This is a genomic window from Arcticibacter svalbardensis MN12-7 (assembly GCF_000403135.1).
GTDB lineage: Bacteria > Bacteroidota > Bacteroidia > Sphingobacteriales > Sphingobacteriaceae > Arcticibacter > Arcticibacter svalbardensis.
In genome coordinates this window covers 1-21,060 of sequence record NZ_AQPN01000045.1, presented here as the reverse complement: position 1 = coordinate 21,060, position 21,060 = coordinate 1, and the positions used below count along the sequence as shown (strand labels likewise).

Genomic DNA, 21,060 nt, shown 5'->3' with positions numbered 1-21,060 from the left:
CCCATCTCTTTTCAGATAAGATATTCGTTTTTAGCCGGCTTTTTGCAAAACCTTCTGTGAGGCAATATTATCCAGCTCTGTGATGGCTACGATCTCTTTAGCATCCGTACTGGTTTGACAATAATCAACTAAAGCTTTGCTTAATGACTCCTCACTTTATCACGCTGTTTCAAGAAAACTCCTGAAAGTATTCTTTGTAAAAGATAACATTCCTTTTTTTCGTTCTATTAGACACAGTACAAACATTTGAAATGCTGCCTCAAAGTGAGCTAACGACTTAAGCATATTGATCATAATAATTTTGCAATTAAAAAATGGCTCCCTAATCTCATTAAAACGAATAATAAACTATTTTAACATTATAATAGAGCACCTGATGCAATGCAACACCTTTTGAAATTTATACCTATAAACCAATTTTTTACATTATTTAAGGATTTTACGCAAATTGGTAACTTGTTGCGTTTGATCGATAACAGAGCCATCACTGGAAATAAATTTATTAATATCATAAATAAACAAAGGGTAATTACCCATTTTTTATCCTTTATATCTATTTTAACTTTATATTTGCAGGGTAAATACCTTTTCTATGAGCGATTTTAATGTAAATAAACTATTGCAATCCCTGTTTCAGGATAACGTAGATCTGGATATAAGATCAAAGTTCGAAGAAAAGTTAGTGGATTATAAATTAAGCAAAACAAAAGCTTTAAAAATATTGAACATTGATAAAGACGTGTTCGAGGAAATTGTCTCCGGGACAGCAAAACAGCCCAACCTTATTAATATTGTCAAACTTGCTGGCTTTATTGAATGTGATATTAATGAAGTGATTAAAGCTGTCCTTAAAAATCAAAACACCGAAAATATAATAGCCATAGATCGCTCACGGAAGGTCACTTTTCTACTCAAGAACTTTGATATAAAGACACTTACTAAATTAGGCTTCTTTGATGGTTCTGATGACATAGATGTTCTGATTAAGAGAACTATGGATTTTTTTGGTTACCAAAGTATCCAAGACTTTGAGGAAAATTTATCGAGCCCTCTGTTTAGTAAGACCAAGCGGACCTTTTCTGATAAGATGAAGGATTTTTGGATCAGATCTGCTTATCAGTGTTTTAAGGTGATTAATAACCCTAACGAATATGATCGCAATAGGTTAAAAGAAATTATAGTCAAAATTAAGCCTTATTCGCAGGATATTGATAATGGCCTTTATGTGGTTTGCAAGGCACTTTATAATATAGGGGTCACTGTGATTGTTCAGAATTATCTTTCTACAACGCAGGTAAGAGGTGGTACTTTCGAGGTTAATGGAAAGCCCTGTATTGTACTTACAGATTTCAATAAAAAATATCCTACCATTTGGTTTACGCTACTTCATGAGCTCTACCACGTATTATATGACATGCAGACCATCAGCACTAATCTTTTTCATTTGACCGGTGAGGCAGATTTATTTCTGATTGAAGATAAGGCTGATTCCTTTGCAAGAGACTTCTTTTTTAGTGAAGAGAAGTTTCATTACATCAAGAAATATATCAATAATCATTTTCTGGTATCGAAGTTCGCAAAAGATAATGAGATCCAGGTTTCAATCATCTATAGCTGGTTTGCCAGATATCAGGATATACTTTATGGGAAAAAGAATTACTATGCCGCCTTTCATGAATATTATCCGACAAGCTCAACTGCCCTATCACGTTTAAACCCTGTTACCTGGGATCAAGACAATCTAAAAGAAATCAGCCTGAACATTAAATCAATTTTTGAAATAAACCATTAAAATAAATTATAGATTATGAACAATAAGAAAATAAAAAAAGATGATGCGCTATCCGAAGAGGACATTGAACGAATGGAATTACTGCGACTGGCAAACGAGAATGTTGGAAAGCAATTAAGTATCGGATCTGAAACGGGTGGTCTTGAGGAAATAGATGAACTAAGACAGTTAATCGGAAGAGAGTTTGAGAATCCTGAAGAGAAGTATAATGTTTATTATCTGGGGATCAGACGGCTCCTTATGCAATACCTTCCGAAAGGCAAGGAATTTAAGGAAATGCGCGATATCATTTATGATGAGAAAAATGTTTTTCTGAACGCTGGTAAAAAGAAATCAGATCATAATGGAATTCGTGGTAGTGATAGTAGAATGTCTTTTCAATCCTTTATGAATGAAATATTGGATGTTACAGTACTTTGGGTAGGGAGCTCTCAAAATCCGTTTGAGCTCTACAAGCTACTTTATGATCTGAATGATAAATTTGATTATGGACACGAGAATTATGGACCAACATCTACGAGTGTCGCAAAGGGAATGATGGCTCTGGCTAAGTAAGACTAATGCGATTCGCTATGAATTAAAATGGGAACTGAAATTTATAAAAGGAAGCAGGAAAATAATATTACTGATCATTATACCTGTCATGCCCAACTGGAGGGCTAGATGTAGATGGGAAATTATGGATAAACTTGAGGAATCACCATTATCATAAGAGCGTTGAATAAATTTCCTGTTTTGAATTGGAAATTAGGCCTGCAAGTGAGATGTAAACTCCTAATTAACCGACCAACAAGGTACGTGGGTACATGGATCAAAAGGGTTAGTATATTAAAAAATATCTTTATTCGTATTATAGTTTTTCAATTTCTTCACTAGGTAGTTTGGTAAACTTAGCTATCTGGGCTAAGGGAATACCTTCGTTCTTCATCTTAGTGGCAATGGAAATAGCCTCTTCTTGACGCCCCTTCACTTCCCCTCTACGGAAAAGCGGGTCTCTTTCTTCCTTGAAAAATTTTGTTATCGTTTCCATAGCTTCATTAAATTGTATTTCTATTTACGTAATTGAACCAATACTCGCAATTGGTTAAAGTAACGACTCTCAGCAAAATCACCATCCGCAACAGCCTTTACTTCTTGCAATATTCTTTTTGTAGCAACAACTGAATCATCTCCTTCAAAGTTAGCTAATATCGCTAAGATTTTTTCTTCGGGTTTGTCAAGCGGTTACCAGCTTCCGCAATCAATACCACTTACTTCCCGAAAATTGTGAGAAGCACTTCTTACGCGGTTTGCAGTACCACCAGGAGATAGTGTACGGGTGCCTGCAGGATTTATTCAAGGATGACCTTGCCTTAATTTTTTATATCAAGTCCAATGTATGATTTGTTATCTTTAAGCCAAAAAATCAGCATTGAAAAAGGTTTTACTTTTGATGGGAGGCCTAATTATTCTGTTTGGTTGTCAAAAACCTGACAGGCCCTTTTTGGTCTCCGAGTCATTTGATTTTAAAAAAGCGGAAACGCTTTTATATCAAATGAAAAATGATTCTGCATTTTATTATTTTGACAGAGTAGCAACTGGCTCGAAAGATAGTCTGGAGGTTGCCATGGCTTATAACTATATGGCATCGATCCAATCGGATGCAGGAGATTACTACGGAGCCCAGGAAAGTTTGACTACATCGTTAAAATTTTTGGATGAGCGTAAAAAACACAATTATAATTGTCTGGCCTCTGACTATAATGAATTAGGTATGACAAGTTCAAAACTTAAAAATTTTGACTCCGCCATTGGTTACTTTGATTTAGCGCTTAGATTCTCGGATGATAAAAATTACCTGTTAATCATCCTAAATAATAAAGCGAATGCTTATCGTGAAAAAGGGGCTTTTATGCAGGCATTAGTCTTATACCAACAAGTGCTCAAGCAAAAAAAACCTGAGGGAAAGGGATATGCACGTTTATTGACCAATATGGCCAACGCAAAATGGCTGCAAGATCCTGGTTACGATGCTGCGCCGGAATTGCTGAAGGCCTTGCAAATACGCAAGTTCGCAAAAGACCTTCGAGGCCAACATTCAAGCTATGCACATTTAGCGGATTATTACAGTCAGTCTAAACCTGATTCAGGCTTAATTTACGCCCACCGGATGTATTCGATAGCCCACCAGCTGAATAATCCTGATGGTCAATTGGACGCCCTGCAAAAATTAATCAGACTGAGCCCCGCTGTTGATGCAAAGCAGTATTTTAGTCGGTATGAACAATTAAATGACAGCCTACAAACTGCGCGGAATGCTGCCAAAAATCAATTTGCGCTTATTCGTTACCATACAAAAAAAAATGAAGCCGACAATTTAAAACTGCAAAGGGATAACTCGGAAAAAAGATACCAATTAATTCAACAAAGTATCCGCTTCTACAGCACGCTTATCGTTTTTATCTTTTTGATAATCGTTGCTTCTCTTTGGTACAAAAGAAGAAAGCAACAATCAGAGCAAGAAAAACAAGATGCCATTCGCGAAAGTCAGCGTAAAACCTCTAAAAAAGTTCATGATACTTTGGCTAATGATATCTACCGAATCATGAAAAGGATCCAGCATGATGTTACGCTGGATAGAACCTGGCTCGTGGATAATATTGATGAGGTGTATGAGCGGGCGCGTGATATCTCATATGAAATTAATAAAACTACTGATGACAACAGCTTCCATGAGAAGATATCAGAGCTATTGAAGTCATTCGCCACGGAAACTACTAAAGTGATATTGGTCGGTAACAGTGAAGAACTCTGGAAGAAAGTGAGTGGGGTTTGCAAACTCGAACTAAAATACATTTTGCAGGAACTTATGGTGAACATGCAAAAACACAGCAAGGCCGAGAATGTGGTTATCCGGTTTGACGCGCAAGCGGGGCAGCATTCTATTACTTATATTGATGACGGTATCGGTCTTCCCACTGGCGACTTCCCTAAAAATGGTCTAACCAATACGGGAAACCGTATAAATTTGATCGGGGGACAAATTACCTTTGATTCCTGTCCAGGTAAAGGCCTGCAAATCCAACTTGTTTTTCCGACCGCTTAAATTGATTAAATATGTTTGATAGTATACTGATAGCCGAAGACCAGCAAAGCGTCAATTATTCCGTGCAGCAGATGGTGAAAGATTTAGGCATAAGCCATGTTATGTATGTTTATTATTGCGATGATGCGCTGTTAAGGCTAAAAGTTGGTATTCAGGAGCATAAACCATTTGAATTACTCATCGCCGATCTTTCATTTGAGGAGGATACGCGCGAACAAAAGATCAATACTGGCGCTGCACTCATTGAGGCGGCCAAAAGGCTGCAGCCTGACCTAAGGGTTTTGGTGTTTTCTGCTGAATCGAACCCTGCAGTGATCAGGGGGCTATTTGAAAAGTTGGGCATCAATGGTTATGTCCGCAAGGGTCGCACTGACGCAGTGGATCTAAGGAAGGCGATCGAAACTATTTATAAAAATAAAAAATATATCCCTTATGAATTCCAGCAAGCAATCAGGACGAAGAATGCGCACGATTTTACGTTGTATGATACCATGATCGTTTCCCAACTCGCTCAAGGGACCTTACAAAAGGACATCCCTACTTACCTGGAGCAACAGGGCGCACGGGCTTCCAGCTTGAGTAGTGTCGAAAAAAGGCTTAATCAGATTAAGGAAGCCTTGGGATTTACCAAAAACGAACAGCTCGTCGCTTACTGCAAGGACTATAAAATTATCTAAATATGGTGTGCATGGGCGGAATAATTCTTTGCTTTACGGTTTCCCGTAAGAAAGAACGCCATAGTTACAATACTTTTGAGCCATTAACAAATAGAAATGGCAATTCGGAAGTTTTCCACCTATGAGATTGGTATTACTTACATACTTGTAGGATTTACAAAAGGGGGCGTATACGAATACAACTATGCGATCGCTGGAGAGATTAATATTGAAACGATGAAATCTTATGCCTTAGCAGGGAGTGGCCTATACCGTTTTATTCAGCGCCACGCAAAATATAAATATTCCAGAAGAATAACATAAAGAAGAAAACTAAACCTTATCATAATTTAATCAAAATTGATCCAGATCTGAAGGGGTAACGGTTGCAAAATTGCCTCCAAACTTCAATCCGAAATGTACATTCTTAGATTGTGCAAGCGCCGTTTGCAGGCAAAAGCACAGAAAGGATATTATAATTAAATTTTTCATTGCTAGTTTTTCATTAGGATTGAATCTATTGCTTCCCTATGACTATTTTTATTAAAGAAACCGACGAACTTATTTCCGACCGAGTGCAAATAATCATGATAATAGAAGTGAAGAAAATACGCTAATATTAAGCTTTTCATATCAACAAGATTTATGGTTTAACTGGATGATTTATTGCAATTTAAATAAATACCTTTCGGTTTTATTTTGTTTTATGAAATTGTGTAATGCGAGAAAACATGTGAATACTTTTCCAGCGTAGCAACAATCCGTAACTAAATCCAGGATGGCTTTCATAACGAACTTTCAAGAACCAGTGCAGAAATATCTCTATACTGACTTGAATATCTGCTAAACGTTGCAGCAATTTCGACGATCAGCTCATAACTAGATTTCTAAAGCCTGGTTTAGACATAATACCTGATTCATGTAAAACTCATTGTGCCTGGCACTGTTAGTATGAAGCTATGCCAGAAGGACCATCAATCGTTTTTTTAAGAGAAAAGGTAATGCCATTTATTTCCAGGAAGGTAGTTGCTGTAGATGGAGATGCTCATAAATTTGACAAGGAGCTTTTAATCAACTGCCCACTTCTTAACGTGATGACTTATGGGAAAGAGTTTCTGCTATGCTTTCCTGATATGACTGTTCGCATCCACTTCCAACTGTTTGGCTCGTATACCATCAATGAGAGGAAAAAGGGCAAGCTTCGGCTTGGTTTATATTTTAATGGAGACCAGGAGCTAAACTTTTATTCTTGTGATGTATCATTACTAACAGCACCTCTTAACACTATATATGATTGGAGTGTGGAAGTGATGCATGAGGATTGGAATCCGGCTAATGCTTTAAAAAAGCTTCAGGCTAAGCCAAAGGTTATGATTGCAGACGCTCTTTTAGATCAAAGCATATTTGCAGGGGTGGGCAATACCATCAAAGATGAGCTACTTTATGATGCTAAGGTTCATCCTGAAAGCCTGATTGAAAATATTCCAAAGGCAATGCTAAAAGAGCTAACGGATGACTGTGTTGCGAAAAGCTTTCAATACTTAGATTGGGAAAAGGCAGACAGGCCTAAAGGTTTTCTGATGGTACATAGACAGAAAGAATGCCCTGTAGACCATAAGTTCTTAACGGTCAAAGAGGTAGGCAAAGCCAAACGAAAAAGCTATTTCTGTGACATATGTCAAAAACTGTACGGTAGCATTAAGAAATAGATCTGATCAGATAAAAAGATACAAACCTTAGCCTATTTCTTATTTCCTTTTTCAGTAATACTATTAATAAGTTAAAGGAGACTTACTGGTGTGCCTCATGCGTACTATGCGGATCTGGTCTTTTAAGATTCGGTATGAAACACGGTAATGATATTTTTCAAAAGCTCGCCAGGTTCCGTCGTTATCTTTTTTAAACTTATCCAACGCGTACTTTTCGGGGTGTTCAGCTAAGTCAATGGTCAAATCAATTAATGTGTCCCTTACTAATTGTGCATTCTGCAATGAATCGAAAGTAATATATTCATAGGCCCTTCTCAGTTCTGCCTTTGCACTATTACTCCAAACTACTACCACTTGCCTGCTTCTTCTTTTAAATCCGTAGCAGTGGTATATTCGCCCCGCTCAATTTCAGCATCCCCTTTTTCGAGGTCTAAATTATACTGAATCCGGGATTGTGGTTTTTCTGTTGTTTGAAATCCGATACGCATCAACTTCAGCGAATTAATTAACCACTCCCGCTTAGAAGGGTCTTTTATTTTATCAAAATCAATTACAAGTTCCATAACACAATGTTTAAACGAATTTACATATAAACGCCCAAACAACAAAGCTCAAAATTGATGAAGATTAATAATGATATTTTATCAAAAATACTTGTTGCTTTATAAACGCCAAGTGATAAGGTGTTGATTTTTCAGAGATGTAGCAAAATTAAATTCCGCTTGAAATTTTGACTTTTACCTTATGATATTACCTCGTTTTTTTTAACCAGAAATGGAAGAAACTGTCTTTTTAATGCACCGTTGAGAAGAATTAGGAAGATTGCGGATCATAAACGCTCGTTTAGTGCAATCTGCATACGTTTATATCATTCAGAAAGACGTATCGATACCAATCATCTGTAATCAGTATAGAAATCTTAAAAAAGAAAATGAAAAAAAATAATCAATGCGTAAAGTACGCGATTTTAGGTAAAACCTTAATTGCTATTAAAAGAGCAGCTGGTATTAATGAGGAAGGAGAACAAGATGAAGCTTAGCGAAATGAAGTATTCGGAACAGATTACCATTAGTTTTGCTCTGCTGTTGTTCCTGGTTTTTCCATGGCTATGCAGAAATACAGACCTGTATGCAGGCCAAGGAAATATATTTTATAACAATATTTCCGCTTGAATTTCGTTACATTTACAAAAACAAAGGCACCATTATCCTTTAAGGCGTCCATCGTTTAACCTTACAAAATTTTAGAAATCATGAGTAAAGACAAAGGCGTCAAAAACGTGAAAAAAGCTCCAGCGGCTGAAGGAACTAAACATACATCGGAATACCAGAGTGGTAAAAAAGGGGGTTTTAAAACTGAAGCTACTCCTCCTGTTAAAAAGAAGTAATCATACAAGCAATATTTATGCTGCATTCACCTTATAAAGGTGAATGCTTTTTTGTTTTGGGACTAATTAAGTGGGAGCGTAAACCAGAATGTACTGCCCTGGCCTAACTCACTTTCTGCACCTATATAGCCGCCATGTCTTCTGATAATCTCGGCGCTGATATAGAGCCCTAATCCTAATCCTGAATATTGATAACCGGAATTATCTACGCGATAATAGCGCTCAAACAGATGCGGGATCTTAGATGCGAGTATTCCTGGACCATGATCGTTTACGGACACTTTAACGGTTTGCTCTAATTTTTCAATAAAGACCCCGATCTCTTTGGATGCTGGTGCATACTTGACTGCGTTATTGACAAAGTTAACTACCACCTGGTTAATGCGTTCGGCATCAACAAAGGCTTCTAAGTTTAGATCGCCAGTGGTCTTAATCGTGTAATCTCCAGCGATACGTACATGATTGCAACATTCGTCCACTATTTTGGAGAGCTTAACATGTGTTTTATTCAGGTGTAACTGTCCTTGTTTGAGTTTGCTGACATCCAGCAGGTCCTCGATGAGCACCCCTACCTTAACCAGGCTCTTATTGGCTTGTTCAATGAGCATGGGAAACATCGGAGAACTGGGTTTATCCTTGATACGTTCTAATAGCTGCAAGGCCGCTTTCAGTGTGGTGATAGGGGTTTTAAGTTCGTGACTGGCAATACTCATAAAGTCATCCTTCTTTTTCATGAGTTCGGCTACGGCTTCGTCATCAATCTTTTGCAGACTTATATCCAGCGCAGTACCTACATAACGGTAGGCAATTCCTTTTTCGTTGAAATAAACTTTCCCCTTAAATTTGATCCAGTTGGTTTTTTTGCCCGGTAGTTCAATGGTGCGCAACTCCTTTTCAAAATCAGCACGGCTGGAATCTATCATCGCCTGCTTTAACTTTTTTAGGACAGCATGCCGGTCATCGGGATGGATCCGGTTAACAAATTGTTCGAAGCTGACAGGTCCTGCTATTGTAATACCGAACAGTTCCTTGCAGCGGTCGTCTACCACAAGCTGCTTGTTTAAAGGGTTATAATCCCAGGTACCTAGTCCGGCGGCATCTATAGCGAGCTTCAGCCTGTCCTTGCTTTCTTTAAATAAAAGCTCCACTTGTGCAAGGCCATCTTCTATTCTCCGTTTGTCGGTAATATCTTCGATTGCGAGTAAGATCAGGTGGTCATCGTGTTGCTGATCCATCTGGCAGGAATTGAGACACATGATCCGGGGTCCCAGTTCAGGGAAAATATGTGTTACTTCGTAATCGACCACTACTTTTTTCTCCGGAAGTACACTCTCCAGCAGAAAGCGCAGGGATGGAATATTCCATTGGCCATTTCCTAAGGAATAAAAATACTGTCCTTCTGTTTCTTTAACGGTGACTTTAAATTTGGTGTAAAATCCTTTGGTAGCCCTTTTTACCCTCAGCTGTTTATCGAGTATGACCAGCGGATCGCGAATGGTATTCATGATCTCCTCGGTATAGGCTTTTGCTACATTCAGCTGCTCATTGCGGTCCTGAAGTTCGTTATTGATGATTAGAATTTCTTCGTTTGTGCTTTGTAGCTCTTCAGCAGAAGTTTGAAGTTCTTCATTGAGACTTTTCATCTCTTCTGTACTGGAAAGCAGTTCTTCGTTTGCGCTCTGCAATTCTTCATTGGCTGCATCTTGCTCTTCAGTCACCAGGCGCATGTCCGCACGGATTTGCGTGAGCTCTTTTTTCATCTGCTCAATCTCCTGATCACGAAGATCAATTCCTAAAGGGATGTTGGGCACTTGGGACACTGCGTTTTCAAACAGAACGAGGTAGTAATGCTCGTTATTGCTACCAAATGGGGTTACTTCGATATGTACAAGCTGCTGCTGGCCGTTTAGTTTAAAAAAGATCTGCTCTTTGCGGGCTGTTGTCTTTGTTTTTTTTGCCTGATGTAACAGGTTCCTTAATTCAAATGAAAGGTCGACACGGATCATTTTAAGCACGTCCAGACTGGCTCTCCCAGGGGATGGATCAAGCCATGTGTCTGTTTTGCCCCTAAATTGCAGGATATTGAAATATTCTCCAAGGAGGAATCCGGCGGGCGAGTGTTTGGCCAGAACCAGGTTATCGGCTAATCTGAACACATCCGACTTCGGGTCTTCCTGCTGTACCGGATGGGTCAGTTCCTTGAAATTCATCTCTTTGTCGATCGAGAAATCGGGCGAAAGACGTCCCCGCAAGCCTTTTCGATGAAAGTATTTCTCCCGGTTATTTCCGGAAACAAAAAGTTCGGTTAAGTTATTTATGCTTTCCGTATTGCCTAACATCAGGTATCCCTGATCATTCAGCGCATAGTGAAAGACGCTGAGAATGCGCTTTTGCAACACGGGTTCCATGTAAATTAGCACATTGCGACAACTAATCAGGTCCATGCGGGAGAAAGGGGGATCGGTAAGCAGGTTATGCTGTGCGAATACACATAGATCGCGAATTTCCTTGGAGATCTGGTACGATCCATCGGTTTCTGTGAAGTACAGTTTCAGACGGTCAGGACTCATTCCACTCATTTCTGTACTGCGATATAATCCTGATCGTGCTCTTGTAATGGCAGGTTCGGAAATATCGGTCGCAAAGATCTGGATCTTCATCGTTTCGGTTCTGCTTCCCAGGTATTCCTTGACACAGATTGCAATGGAATAGGCTTCCTGTCCGGTTGCACAACCAGCTACCCAGATGCGTAAGGTTTCCTGTTCGTTCTTTTTGCTGATCAGCGCTGGAAGGATGGTATTACAGAGACTCTCGAAACTAGTGGTATCGCGAAAGAAATCGGTGACCGAGATCAGCATATCATTAAATAGCTCGTCTTGCTCTTCCTTATCCTCTTTTAAAATGACCAGGTATTCTTCTGGTGTAGCTATATTTTTAAGTGCCATGCGGCGCATAATACGGCGTTTTACGGTACCGGATTTATAATAGGTAAAATCTACGTTTCGACGCACACGCAAGATGGAGAGTAATTCTTTTAGCGTTTCTTCGCTCTTCTGCTCTGGTCCTGTAACTCCTTCTTCTGTTGAAGACCCGTTTTTCTGAAATACGTGATTGAGTCGCATGAGCTGTCCGGCAATCTTATCGGGGGAGAGAACAAAATCTACTGCACCGGTATTGATGGCATTTTTAGGCATATCATCATAAGCGGCGGAGGCTTCATCTTGTGCAAAGGTGATGCCTCCATAGGCTTTGATTACCTGGAGTCCCAACGTTCCATCGTTTAGGGTTCCCGAAAGGACAATGCCTACGGCGTAACTTTGATGTACGACTGCAAGGGAGGAAAAAAAGAGGTCAATGACCTTTACTTTATGGTGTTTCTGGTCCAGAGGTGCCAAACGAAGACGTCCGTCAATAGCAGTAAGGATTTTGTTTTCGGGGATAATGTATAAATTATCCTTCTCGAGATGGATGTTATCGGTAATTTTATGTACAGGGATTAGTGCGGTCCTTTCCAGGATCTCGGTGAGCACGCTTTCATGCGTGGGACTGAGATGCTGCACGAAGATATAGGCCATACCTGATTTCGCTGGTACTGACTTTAAAAATTGTTTTACGGCATCAAGTCCTCCTGCAGAGGCACCGATACCAACGACCGGGAATTGTAAGTCTGAAACGGTATCGTCTCCCGATCCTGTTTGTTCAATCATTATTTCAGCTAAGCATGTTATATATGTACTAAACCCCCATTGAAGGGTCTCTAACTTGTTTGTATACGCAATTTAAACTATTGTGTTTCAAACAAAAATAATAAAAAAAAACCACCTGTGGATGATGAATGGTATCTATAATCCCATAATTATGTCCGGTGAACCTACCTTTTACAACCTGAGCATAAAGCAGATTGGGATTCTTCAGTGTTTCTGCATGAATGAACCATGCCTGGAGATGCAGAACAGCATGATTAACATACTTTTCATCTCCGGTTAATTTATAGGCAGATGCCAGAGCACCTATAATTTTACTAAAGCGCAACATCGCTTTCGGGTGTTCCAGAAAATTATCCGGGTTAGTTAATCCATCCCTGCTGATGTAGGGATCATCAGGATGTTCTGGATCGGGCCAGAAGTAATCAGCCTCTGAAAAGAAATCGTGTAACCCTCCGGCACTGCGTGATGAAAAAGTGGATGTGACGGTTTGAGGTAGCTGTGTCATAGCCCATTTGGCCTCTGTTATGATTTGTGCACGAAGAAGTTTTTTTGCCTCTTTTGTGATAACAGAACCTGCTTCTGTGGAGATGTAAAAGTAAAGGCACTTTGACTGACATACAGGATGAGCATGAAGACAATGGAGACGAACTTTTTCACGTACAAAGATTGAAAATTTCATTAAACCTGACACTGATTTCTGACCATTCTATGATAATTAAAGGATTTAATTATCATTCTTCTGACTGTTTCTGAAGGATATCTTGTATGTTAGCATAAATCACATAAATAGGTATGAAATTTCTTAAAACACATTTGCTTGCTGGGACGGTTATCCTGTTGGGCTTATCTTCCTTACAAGCGTGTAAAACAAAAAAAGCGGGTATGGCTACCAACCCTTATGGCGTAGCAAAAGAAGAACCCGTAGCGGTAAAAGAAACTCCTGCTGCTGTAGAACCAAAGAAAGAAGAAGAAGTGTTGCCGCCGGTTAAAAAGCCTGATTTTAACTTCAGCAATATTCAGTTTGAATTCAACTCTGTGGTTCTGCGCACTATTTCATATCCGATCCTGGATAAAGCGGCTACAGAAATGAAGAAAGATCCAGCTGTAAGATTTGTAATCAATGGCCATTCTTCTGCAGAGGGCAGTGAGGCACATAATATGGCTTTATCCCGTGACCGTGCTTATTCAGTTAAAACATATTTAGAAAATGCCGGGATTAGTGGATCAAACCTGGAAGTTAAAGGGTATGGAGAAGCGGAACCCATCCAGTCAGATGCAACTGAACAAGGAAGAGTGGCTAATAGACGTGTAGAAATTGAAATTATTCCTTAAAACCTGGGTTATATTAAATAATTACACAATGAGAAATCTTTACTCACAATTGATTTACTCATTGTGTGATTTTCATTAAAATGATACAGTTTAGCCACAACTAACATTAAACATTTATAAAACTAATGATTTAAGTTATTTTAGTTCTGTCTCCTAAACAGAGTAAAATGTTTTCAGTACGATTTACAACCTGCCTCCTTATCGTCCCCCTTTTTCCTTTCAATTTCGCAGTCCTGCTATGGTTTGTCGCTATTATTTATTTATTAAAAATATCTTTCAAGACCCGCTTAGCCGCGTGGAAACCACACATACCGTGTACGCCACCTCCGGGAGGGGTTGAAGATGAACAGATATACAACCCTTTGGCAGAAGTCCTGTATGGTGAATAGCGCAGTGCGGGCCTGGTAAAAAGCTGTCCCAGATCGATCACTCCACCATTGATATCCCCGCCTATGTAATTAGCGTTGTGACTTTCCAACTCTCCTGTATCCATAGTATGACGGGCAAGAATGCGTTCGCGGAAGCCTGGAGCAAAACGTTCAACCTGGCTTTCTATGGCTTCTACCCTGGATACAATAGATCCATGAGGCACATGGCAGTATCCCCATGCTGTATGTTTTCCTTCGGGTGCCCGTGTGGGATCAAACATACTTTGCTGAGCCATCAGGATATAGGGTTTCTCAGGGTACTTTCCCTCCCACGTTTGCTGTTCGGAATAAGCGATCTCTTCCAGGGAATTACCCAGATGAACGGTAGAGGCCTTACTGCATGCCTGAGCGGTGTAAGGCACAGGCCCATCTAATGCCCAATCAATTTTGTAGACACCCAAGCCATATCGGTATTTTTCAAGCTGCCATTTATAAATATCAGAAAAGGTATGTCCGGCTATTTTTAACAACTGTCTTGGGGTGATATCAAAAAGGACTGCATGCGAGGAGGGCAGCTGACTTAAGTGACTCACTGTAAAGTTGGTTTCAATTTTCCCTCCCAGGGAAAGGAAATGGGATGATAATGCTTTCGCTATTTGTTTAGAACCTCCTTTTGGAAGAGGCCATCCTTTAGTTAAACCGGCTATCATGAGCACAAGCCCAATGGCTGAAGTCGTCAGATTAGTTAGCGGTTGTATGGAATGAGCAGCCATTCCTGCCCAAAGTCCTCTGGCATCCCTGGTTTGAAAATGTTGATTTGCCAGATACATCGCTGAGGTTATTGCAGGTAAGCCAAATTGGGCCATGTTAATGGGATGCTTTGGAATATGCAAAGGCGCCAATACATCGGCCGCTATGGAAGGCCAGATCTTTACAAGTGGCTCCATAAGAGCACGATAGGCCTTTTCATCTTTCCCAAACTGGCCGGCAGTCTGTTCAATTGATGGGTATAAAAAAGCCGCTGTTCCATCATCAAAAGGATGCGCCGCTGCAATAGGTGAATAAATATATTCCAAGCCGTGACGAGCAAGCGGGAGCGACGAGAAATAGGGGGACTGTGCCGCCATAGGGTGTATTGCAGAACAAACGTCATGTAAAAAACCCGGCAAGGTTAATTCTTCTGTTCTAAGGCCGCCACCGATCTCTGCTTTAGCCTCAACTAATAATACAGATAAGCCAGATTGTTGTAGTAAGATGGCTGCTGCTAATCCGTTAGGACCTGAGCCTACTACAACTGCATCGTATTCTTTTTTTACTAGTGGTATACCCATTTTCGAAGCTAAACAATAAAGCATGCATTTAGTTAGTGAAATGCTGTTTATTGAATTCGCTATAAGCACTTATTACACCATTCGGCTATTCTAAATACCTGACTATCTTATCTGTCTATATATTTAACATTCTAATTATTGGGAAATTATATTGCATATAATAGAAAATGTTTCCCCAATAAATTCTCAAATTTCCCATATATTGGGTATATTTATATCAGAATATAACGTTTTACGTACAAATTACTCAAATTTCCTGTTGGAACAATTATTGACTAAATAATAAAAATTGATGATATGAAATCACTCTACTCCTGTTTTACACTTTTTGTAATAGCCCTACTGTTGTTTTCATCCTGTAAAAAGGAAACGGCGGCAGATACTACGATTATTGATCCTTTAGATACGGATATCGCTCCTGATAACTTTAATTTTTCTACAACCAGAGAATTGACTGTGTCGATTCGGCTTTTATCTAATTCAGGAGAAGCTATAAAAGGTGTTTTGGTGTCTGTTACAGATCCGGCAAACGTAGAAAATGTATTTTTTAAAGCCGCTACTGATGTGAGTGGATATGCATACGGAACCATGGTAGTACCTACTTCTTTGGATACTGTGGTAATCAGTCCTAACTATGTTGGCTTATTAAATAACGTAAAGGCAATAATTACTTCAAAAAACTCATTAAATGCGGTGATCGGTGGATCTGCAGGATTTAGCGGGGATGTGATTGCTGAAGCTATTTCGGCCACAAGAAGCAGCGGCGTGACCACCTTTGGGTTATCTACTACCGAATATGTTTACCCTACTGGTTATACATCTGCTGCAGATGCGGTAGTAAACACCACTTTATATCCATTTGTACTGGGAAGACCTGTTTATCTGGAGACGACTCCTGATGTCATTCCATCTGCATTGCTAACTTACATCAATTCTTCACTTCCTGAAAGCAAACCATTAACCACTACTCATCCGGAGTACCTGGAGAGTGATGCAATTCCAAATATCATCGTTAAACAAGATGCAGATGTATGGCTTACTTTCGTATCCGAAGGAGCTGGATTCCGTAATGCATTAGCTTATTATACCTTCCCTACAGGGTCTACACCAACAGCAACAACCGGCGGAACGAATGCAGGCGGCATAGATAAGGTGACTATGATATTTCCGAATTCATCAGCTTTTGGCTCATCAGGAGGTTTAAGGTCGGGTGATAAAGTTAAGCTAGGACGTTTTACTGCAGGAACAACTATTGGGTTTGTTTTATTACGTGATTCATGGGTAGGAAACATGGTAAACACCAGTTATGTGAAATTCTACTCCGATGCAAAGTTTAATCCTGAAACAATAGCAGCATTAAAAAAACACACAGTGATGCTGTATGATAATGATCATTCCCTTTTCCTGTTTGGTTTTGAAGATCAGAATAGACAGACTGGTTCAGATCAGGACTTTAATGATGTGGTTGCCTATGCGACTTCAAATCCGGCAAGTGCTATTTCTAAAGATGGTGTGGCTGAAGTGGATAAGATACCTGATGCCGACGGAGATGGCGTTTTAGATGAACTGGATGACTTCCCCAACGATCCTTTACGTGCTTATATTACTTACAGTCCTTCTAAAACAGGATGGTCCACATTGGCATTCGAGGATAACTGGCCAAAAATGGGTGATTATGATATGAATGACCTGGTTTTAAACTACCGCTATACATTTGTTAAAAATGCTTCAAACGCAGTAGTTGAAATGAAGGGTGAGTATCTTGCAGTTGCTGCTGGAGCAGATTATAAAAATGGATTTGGTGTCCAGTTCCCTTTCAGCTCTTCTAAGGTAAGTTCAGTAACCGGCCAATCTCTTCAGTCCAATACCTATATCGTTAGAAATGCAAATGGTACAGAAGCAGGACAAACCAATGCAGTGATCATCCCCTTTGATAATCATCGTAATGTGTTAAACAATGCGGATAACTCAACTATTACGAATACATTGCAAGGGAAAGCACAGGCTACACCTACACTGGTTACTGTGAATATTGCTTTTACTGCACCTATTGCATCCAACGTTTTTGGAACAGCACCGTTCAATCCCTTCCTGATCAGCAACCTGAGAAGAGGGTATGAGATTCATTTGCCGGGTTATAAACCAACAGATAAAGCAATAAGTACATTGATGGGGACTGAAGACGATAAGAGTTCGGTTGCTGGCAACGTATATTATAAGAATAAAAATAATGGTCCCTGGGCATTAAGCTTCACAGGAAGCTTTAGCTACCCAGTCGAAAAGAGTTCTATTATCGATACGTACGCTCATTTCATGGCTTGGGCGAAGAGTGGAGGAACATCATTTACAGATTGGTACAGCGCTACTACAGTAGGATACAGAAATACAGCCAAGATTTACAGCAAATAAGATTTTAACCGTTGATTATAATTATCTTTCCTATCCTAATTTTCCAAAAATGCGCTGCAGGAAGAATTTTGCTTTTTGTTTCATCACAACTTTCAACGGTACCCGGATAGCCAGTTCATTTAATCTCCGGAACACATATTCAGGTACTAGCAATTTACGCTTAATGAGGTGATCGTACAGGTACAAATCCCAAAACTGAGCTAGATGAATGGTTAATAGCCCTTCATTACTCAGATGCTGCTTGATCCTTAAACGCAGGGATACTCTATTTTCGAGGATTCGGATCAATCTCTGTTTGTTTAAACTATTGGATACGGAATTTTCGAGACTATAAATAATCGTCCGGGGTACCATATCAAAACCAATTACAGCATTGGCCACAATCATTCTAAACAGCATATCATATTCCTGCGATGATGTTAAATTCTCATCCCATCCGCCTACAGCAAGAACGGCTTCCTTTCGCCATAAGTTAGCGCTGGTAATACCCAACTTGGAGGAGATCAATGATTCCCAAATATTAGTATTACGAGGTAATTTCAGGCTATTTACCACTTTCCCATCAACCAGTTTATTTAAATAATAGGCTCCCGAGATAATGTCGTAACTGCCATTTTCGGCAATTTCTATTTGCTTTTCAATTTTATCGGGATACAGTTCGTCATCAGAATCCATAAATTGAATCCATTCCCCTTTAGCATATTTAAGTCCTTTGTTGCGTGCAGCAGGAGCTCCAGGTATCATCTCCATATACGTAAATATCCTATCTGGAAACATTGAACAATAACCATCCAACACACTTTGTGTCTGATCAGCCGAATTATTATTTACTAAAATTAGCTCCCAGTCGGTATAGGTTTGCTTAAGTACGCTTTCTATAGCACGGCTTACAAATGACTGACAATTATAACAAGGCACAATAACAGATATCATAGCTTCAAATTAATTGATTTCCATATCAGCCAGCTGTTTAATTGATTTCTTATTGTTGGAGCAGATCTGAATATATGCACCATCTTTTCTGCAAATTCGCCTTGCCCTTCTTATTTTTTTCAGTGAGGAAAATATATGCCCACCACCTTTCAATTCTGCGCCTAAAGAATCAAATTTTCCTCTGATCAGGTACATGAACAAATTCTTAATAAAATTTACAGTGTATGTAAATAATTCTTTATAAAAGTTTCTATTCAGATCCTTTAAAATACAGATCTGCCTGATGATAGCGATCAGACGATTATGCTTGACCGAAGGAGGACGCTTTTCCCGATCGTGGTAACCACGTAAATAAGGAGCAAGTCCTATTTTAAAACCTTTGGCCCTGGACCTGTTCGTGTAATCAACATCCTCCCCGTACACAGTAAACATCGGATCAAAAAGACCGATCCTTAAGAGACATTCCCTCGAGACCAACCACAATGCAGCATTAACAAAATATAAATCATATACCTCCTTTATCTTTTTGAGATATAGATCAGAAAGAAAACCCGGACAACGGTTTTCACGGCAATAAGTTGAAAAATTAAAATCCAGTGCCGTACCTGCTCCATTAATATGTACGGGGCTTACAATTCCATATTGATTATTCTGTAAAAGAATCTTTATCAACCCTTCTATGGTGTCTTTCTCTACCCAGGCATCCTGATTCAGGAGAAATACATAATCAGCACCTTCTTCAATTGCTTTGCGTAATAAGATATTGTTTGACTTAGCAAATCCCATATCTATTTCATTGCGGACCAGGTAAACTTCCGGAAATTTACTCTGGATAAGATCCACAGTTTGGTCCGTAGACACATTGTCTATGATATTAATGTGCACGTCAATACTTGAATTCAATACACTGTTGATACATTTTTCGATCCAATAAGCACCATTGTGAGTGGATATAATGACATGAACATTCATATACCAAATATATTCATTGGAATTGTGACTTAATTGCACATTTTTTGTACAACCTATCTCAAAATAAAAAAGGCTGTCTCGATTAGGAAACAGCCTTTTTTAAAGAATAAAAGAATTATGATTTTATTTCACACCGTCCAGTATACCTTGGTAAGCAGGTTTTTTCTGGTAATTAGTATCAAAAGGTAATGGATAGTCTGGTCTGCTTTTCAAATGAGAATCATTGTCTGTCAGGTTCCAAGTTGTAATTCCCCATTGTTGTGCTTTTGGAATTGCATTATACAATTTAAAAATGGTTTTGTATGCATCGGCTTGTTGAGCTAACCGTTCGGCTGTCGGAACATAACCTTTAACACCATCCGGATTTACTGATATGTCTAATTCTGATATATGCACTAAAAGACCAGTTGCAGCAGTTTCATTAATCGCTTTAGTCCAGCTGCTGGTTCCCCTGTTATAACGGGTATGGAACTGCATACCTATACCATGAATTGGCACTTTCTTTGTTCTTAAGGCTTTCACATAAGCAATGATTCCTTCTCTCCTGCTGTTGCCATTTTCATGACCGTAGTCATTGATGAACAATTTAGCTGCAGGATCTGCACGATGAGCGAAAATAAACGCCATATCGATATAATTAGGTCCTAAATGCTGACGCCAGATTGTATTTTGAAGGTTACCACTGTCATCGAAAGCTTCGTTAATTACGTCCCATGATGCTACTCTTCCTTTAAAATGTTTTACAATAGTAGTGATATGTGATTCAAACATTTTTTTCCATGCCGGATAATCTCCCTGAAAATTCTTAATCCATGCTGGCAATGAGCTATCCCATATTAATGTATGACCATGTACTCGTTTGCCATTTGCGATAGCAAAATCAACCAGGTAATCGGCATCTGTGAAGTTATAAGTATCCTTAGCGGGATGCAATGCACCAATTTTCATCGCATTTTCAGCAGTTAAACTGCTATATTCTTTAATGATCAGTGCCTTGTATTCAGGTCTGCTTTTCATGTGATTTACATTTACTGCAGCACCAAATTTAAAGGGCAAATCTTTTAAGGTAACTCCTTCGTCCAATGCAAGGGTCGTGCTCTTTGTTGCGGAAACAGATTCCGGTGTCATGGTGGTGTTTTCGCTATCATCTTTAGCGCATCCGAAGCTTCCTAAGACCAGGCAGGCAATCAGAATTTTGAATTTGTTCATAATTTTATGGAAAATTGTTTGATGTGTAATTAGCTGATTGATATACACTTTCGTATTAGGCTTTACGGAATTACTCAATCAGCGGTTACATATTTTCTCATAATTTCTCATAATTACACATATTGTGGAATAATACCACACATTGTGGAGCAATCCTAAACCTAAAAATG

At 39.2% G+C, this 21,060-nt stretch carries 18 protein-coding genes; 9 read left to right on the top strand and 9 right to left on the bottom strand.

The genetic code is table 11. The features are described from left to right. Positions 1 to 592 precede the first annotated feature (592 nt). Entirely contained in the window at positions 593 to 1,792 is a 1,200-nt protein-coding gene (locus ADIARSV_RS05640) for an ImmA/IrrE family metallo-endopeptidase (RefSeq protein ID WP_016194458.1), read from the top strand. Positions 1,793 to 1,807: 15 nt separating this feature from the next. After that, entirely contained in the window at positions 1,808 to 2,347 is a 540-nt protein-coding gene (locus tag ADIARSV_RS05635) for a hypothetical protein (RefSeq protein WP_016194457.1), read from the top strand. Between the two features lie 295 nt (positions 2,348 to 2,642). Here ADIARSV_RS05635 and ADIARSV_RS05630 read toward each other — a convergent pair whose 3' ends face one another. Beyond that, positions 2,643 to 2,822 (bottom strand): hypothetical protein, encoded by a 180-nt coding sequence (locus tag ADIARSV_RS05630; RefSeq protein ID WP_016194456.1) that lies wholly within the window; start codon positions 2,820 to 2,822, stop codon positions 2,643 to 2,645. A gap of 381 nt (positions 2,823 to 3,203) precedes the next feature. On the opposite strand from ADIARSV_RS05630, the gene ADIARSV_RS05625 reads away from it, so the two are divergent. The 4 genes from ADIARSV_RS05625 to ADIARSV_RS05610 all read left to right on the top strand — a co-directional run bounded on the left by ADIARSV_RS05625 (position 3,204) and on the right by ADIARSV_RS05610 (position 7,242). Continuing rightward, on the top strand, positions 3,204 to 4,877 hold the full coding sequence (locus tag ADIARSV_RS05625; protein ID WP_200864718.1) for a tetratricopeptide repeat-containing sensor histidine kinase: 1,674 nt from the start codon (positions 3,204 to 3,206) through the stop codon (positions 4,875 to 4,877). 101 nt (positions 4,878 to 4,978) lie between these two features. After that, the gene (locus tag ADIARSV_RS05620; RefSeq protein WP_394331143.1) at positions 4,979 to 5,554 is read left to right on the top strand and encodes a response regulator; all 576 of its coding nucleotides are present in this window, start codon (positions 4,979 to 4,981) and stop codon (positions 5,552 to 5,554) included. A gap of 96 nt (positions 5,555 to 5,650) precedes the next feature. Further along, entirely contained in the window at positions 5,651 to 5,857 is a 207-nt protein-coding gene (locus tag ADIARSV_RS22085; protein WP_016194452.1) for a hypothetical protein, read from the top strand. 635 nt (positions 5,858 to 6,492) lie between these two features. Beyond that, on the top strand, positions 6,493 to 7,242 hold the full coding sequence (locus ADIARSV_RS05610) for an endonuclease (RefSeq protein ID WP_016194450.1): 750 nt from the start codon (positions 6,493 to 6,495) through the stop codon (positions 7,240 to 7,242). Positions 7,243 to 7,305: 63 nt separating this feature from the next. Here ADIARSV_RS05610 and ADIARSV_RS05605 read toward each other — a convergent pair whose 3' ends face one another. Together ADIARSV_RS05605 and ADIARSV_RS05600 are read right to left on the bottom strand one after the other, a co-directional pair. Next, complete coding sequence (locus ADIARSV_RS05605) at positions 7,306 to 7,596, bottom strand: type II toxin-antitoxin system RelE/ParE family toxin (protein ID WP_016194449.1); 291 nt, start codon at positions 7,594 to 7,596, stop codon at positions 7,306 to 7,308. Continuing rightward, entirely contained in the window at positions 7,590 to 7,805 is a 216-nt protein-coding gene (locus ADIARSV_RS05600; RefSeq protein WP_016194448.1) for a hypothetical protein, read from the bottom strand. The genes ADIARSV_RS05605 and ADIARSV_RS05600 overlap by 7 nt, the downstream gene beginning before the upstream one ends. A 689-nt stretch (positions 7,806 to 8,494) precedes the next feature. Here ADIARSV_RS05600 and ADIARSV_RS22790 point away from each other — a divergent pair. Then, on the top strand, positions 8,495 to 8,629 hold the full coding sequence (locus tag ADIARSV_RS22790; protein WP_016194446.1) for a hypothetical protein: 135 nt from the start codon (positions 8,495 to 8,497) through the stop codon (positions 8,627 to 8,629). A 62-nt stretch (positions 8,630 to 8,691) separates the two neighbouring features. Here ADIARSV_RS22790 and ADIARSV_RS05595 read toward each other — a convergent pair whose 3' ends face one another. Both ADIARSV_RS05595 and ADIARSV_RS05590 read right to left on the bottom strand, forming a co-directional pair. Then, positions 8,692 to 12,336 (bottom strand): CheR family methyltransferase, encoded by a 3,645-nt coding sequence (locus tag ADIARSV_RS05595; protein ID WP_016194445.1) that lies wholly within the window; start codon positions 12,334 to 12,336, stop codon positions 8,692 to 8,694. Between the two features lie 28 nt (positions 12,337 to 12,364). Then, positions 12,365 to 13,015 carry an alginate lyase family protein gene (locus ADIARSV_RS05590; RefSeq protein WP_016194444.1) on the bottom strand — a complete coding sequence of 217 codons (651 nt, stop codon included), beginning with the start codon at positions 13,013 to 13,015 and terminating at the stop codon, positions 12,365 to 12,367. Between the two features lie 113 nt (positions 13,016 to 13,128). Between ADIARSV_RS05590 and ADIARSV_RS05585 the strand changes: the two genes are divergently transcribed. Continuing rightward, positions 13,129 to 13,668: an OmpA family protein gene (locus ADIARSV_RS05585; RefSeq protein WP_040299212.1), complete on the top strand. Its 540-nt coding sequence runs from the start codon at positions 13,129 to 13,131 to the stop codon at positions 13,666 to 13,668. A 256-nt stretch (positions 13,669 to 13,924) separates the two neighbouring features. On the opposite strand, the gene ADIARSV_RS05580 is transcribed toward ADIARSV_RS05585, so the two are convergent. Further along, positions 13,925 to 15,367, bottom strand: coding sequence for a phytoene desaturase family protein (locus ADIARSV_RS05580; protein ID WP_016194442.1), 1,443 nt, complete (start codon positions 15,365 to 15,367; stop codon positions 13,925 to 13,927). A 297-nt stretch (positions 15,368 to 15,664) separates the two neighbouring features. On the opposite strand from ADIARSV_RS05580, the gene ADIARSV_RS05575 reads away from it, so the two are divergent. Beyond that, complete coding sequence (locus tag ADIARSV_RS05575; protein WP_016194441.1) at positions 15,665 to 17,776, top strand: LruC domain-containing protein; 2,112 nt, start codon at positions 15,665 to 15,667, stop codon at positions 17,774 to 17,776. Between the two features lie 30 nt (positions 17,777 to 17,806). Here ADIARSV_RS05575 and ADIARSV_RS05570 read toward each other — a convergent pair whose 3' ends face one another. The 3 genes from ADIARSV_RS05570 to ADIARSV_RS05560 all read right to left on the bottom strand — a co-directional run bounded on the left by ADIARSV_RS05570 (position 17,807) and on the right by ADIARSV_RS05560 (position 20,890). Next, positions 17,807 to 18,709, bottom strand: coding sequence for a glycosyltransferase family 2 protein (locus tag ADIARSV_RS05570; protein ID WP_083936527.1), 903 nt, complete (start codon positions 18,707 to 18,709; stop codon positions 17,807 to 17,809). A gap of 9 nt (positions 18,710 to 18,718) precedes the next feature. Then, positions 18,719 to 19,681, bottom strand: a complete 963-nt coding sequence (locus ADIARSV_RS05565) for a glycosyltransferase family 2 protein (protein WP_052016958.1) — start codon at positions 19,679 to 19,681, stop codon at positions 18,719 to 18,721. 123 nt (positions 19,682 to 19,804) lie between these two features. Beyond that, a complete protein-coding gene (locus ADIARSV_RS05560) occupies positions 19,805 to 20,890 on the bottom strand; it encodes an endo-1,4-beta-xylanase (RefSeq protein ID WP_016194438.1) in 1,086 nt (361 codons plus the stop codon). Between the last annotated feature and the right edge of the window lie 170 nt (positions 20,891 to 21,060).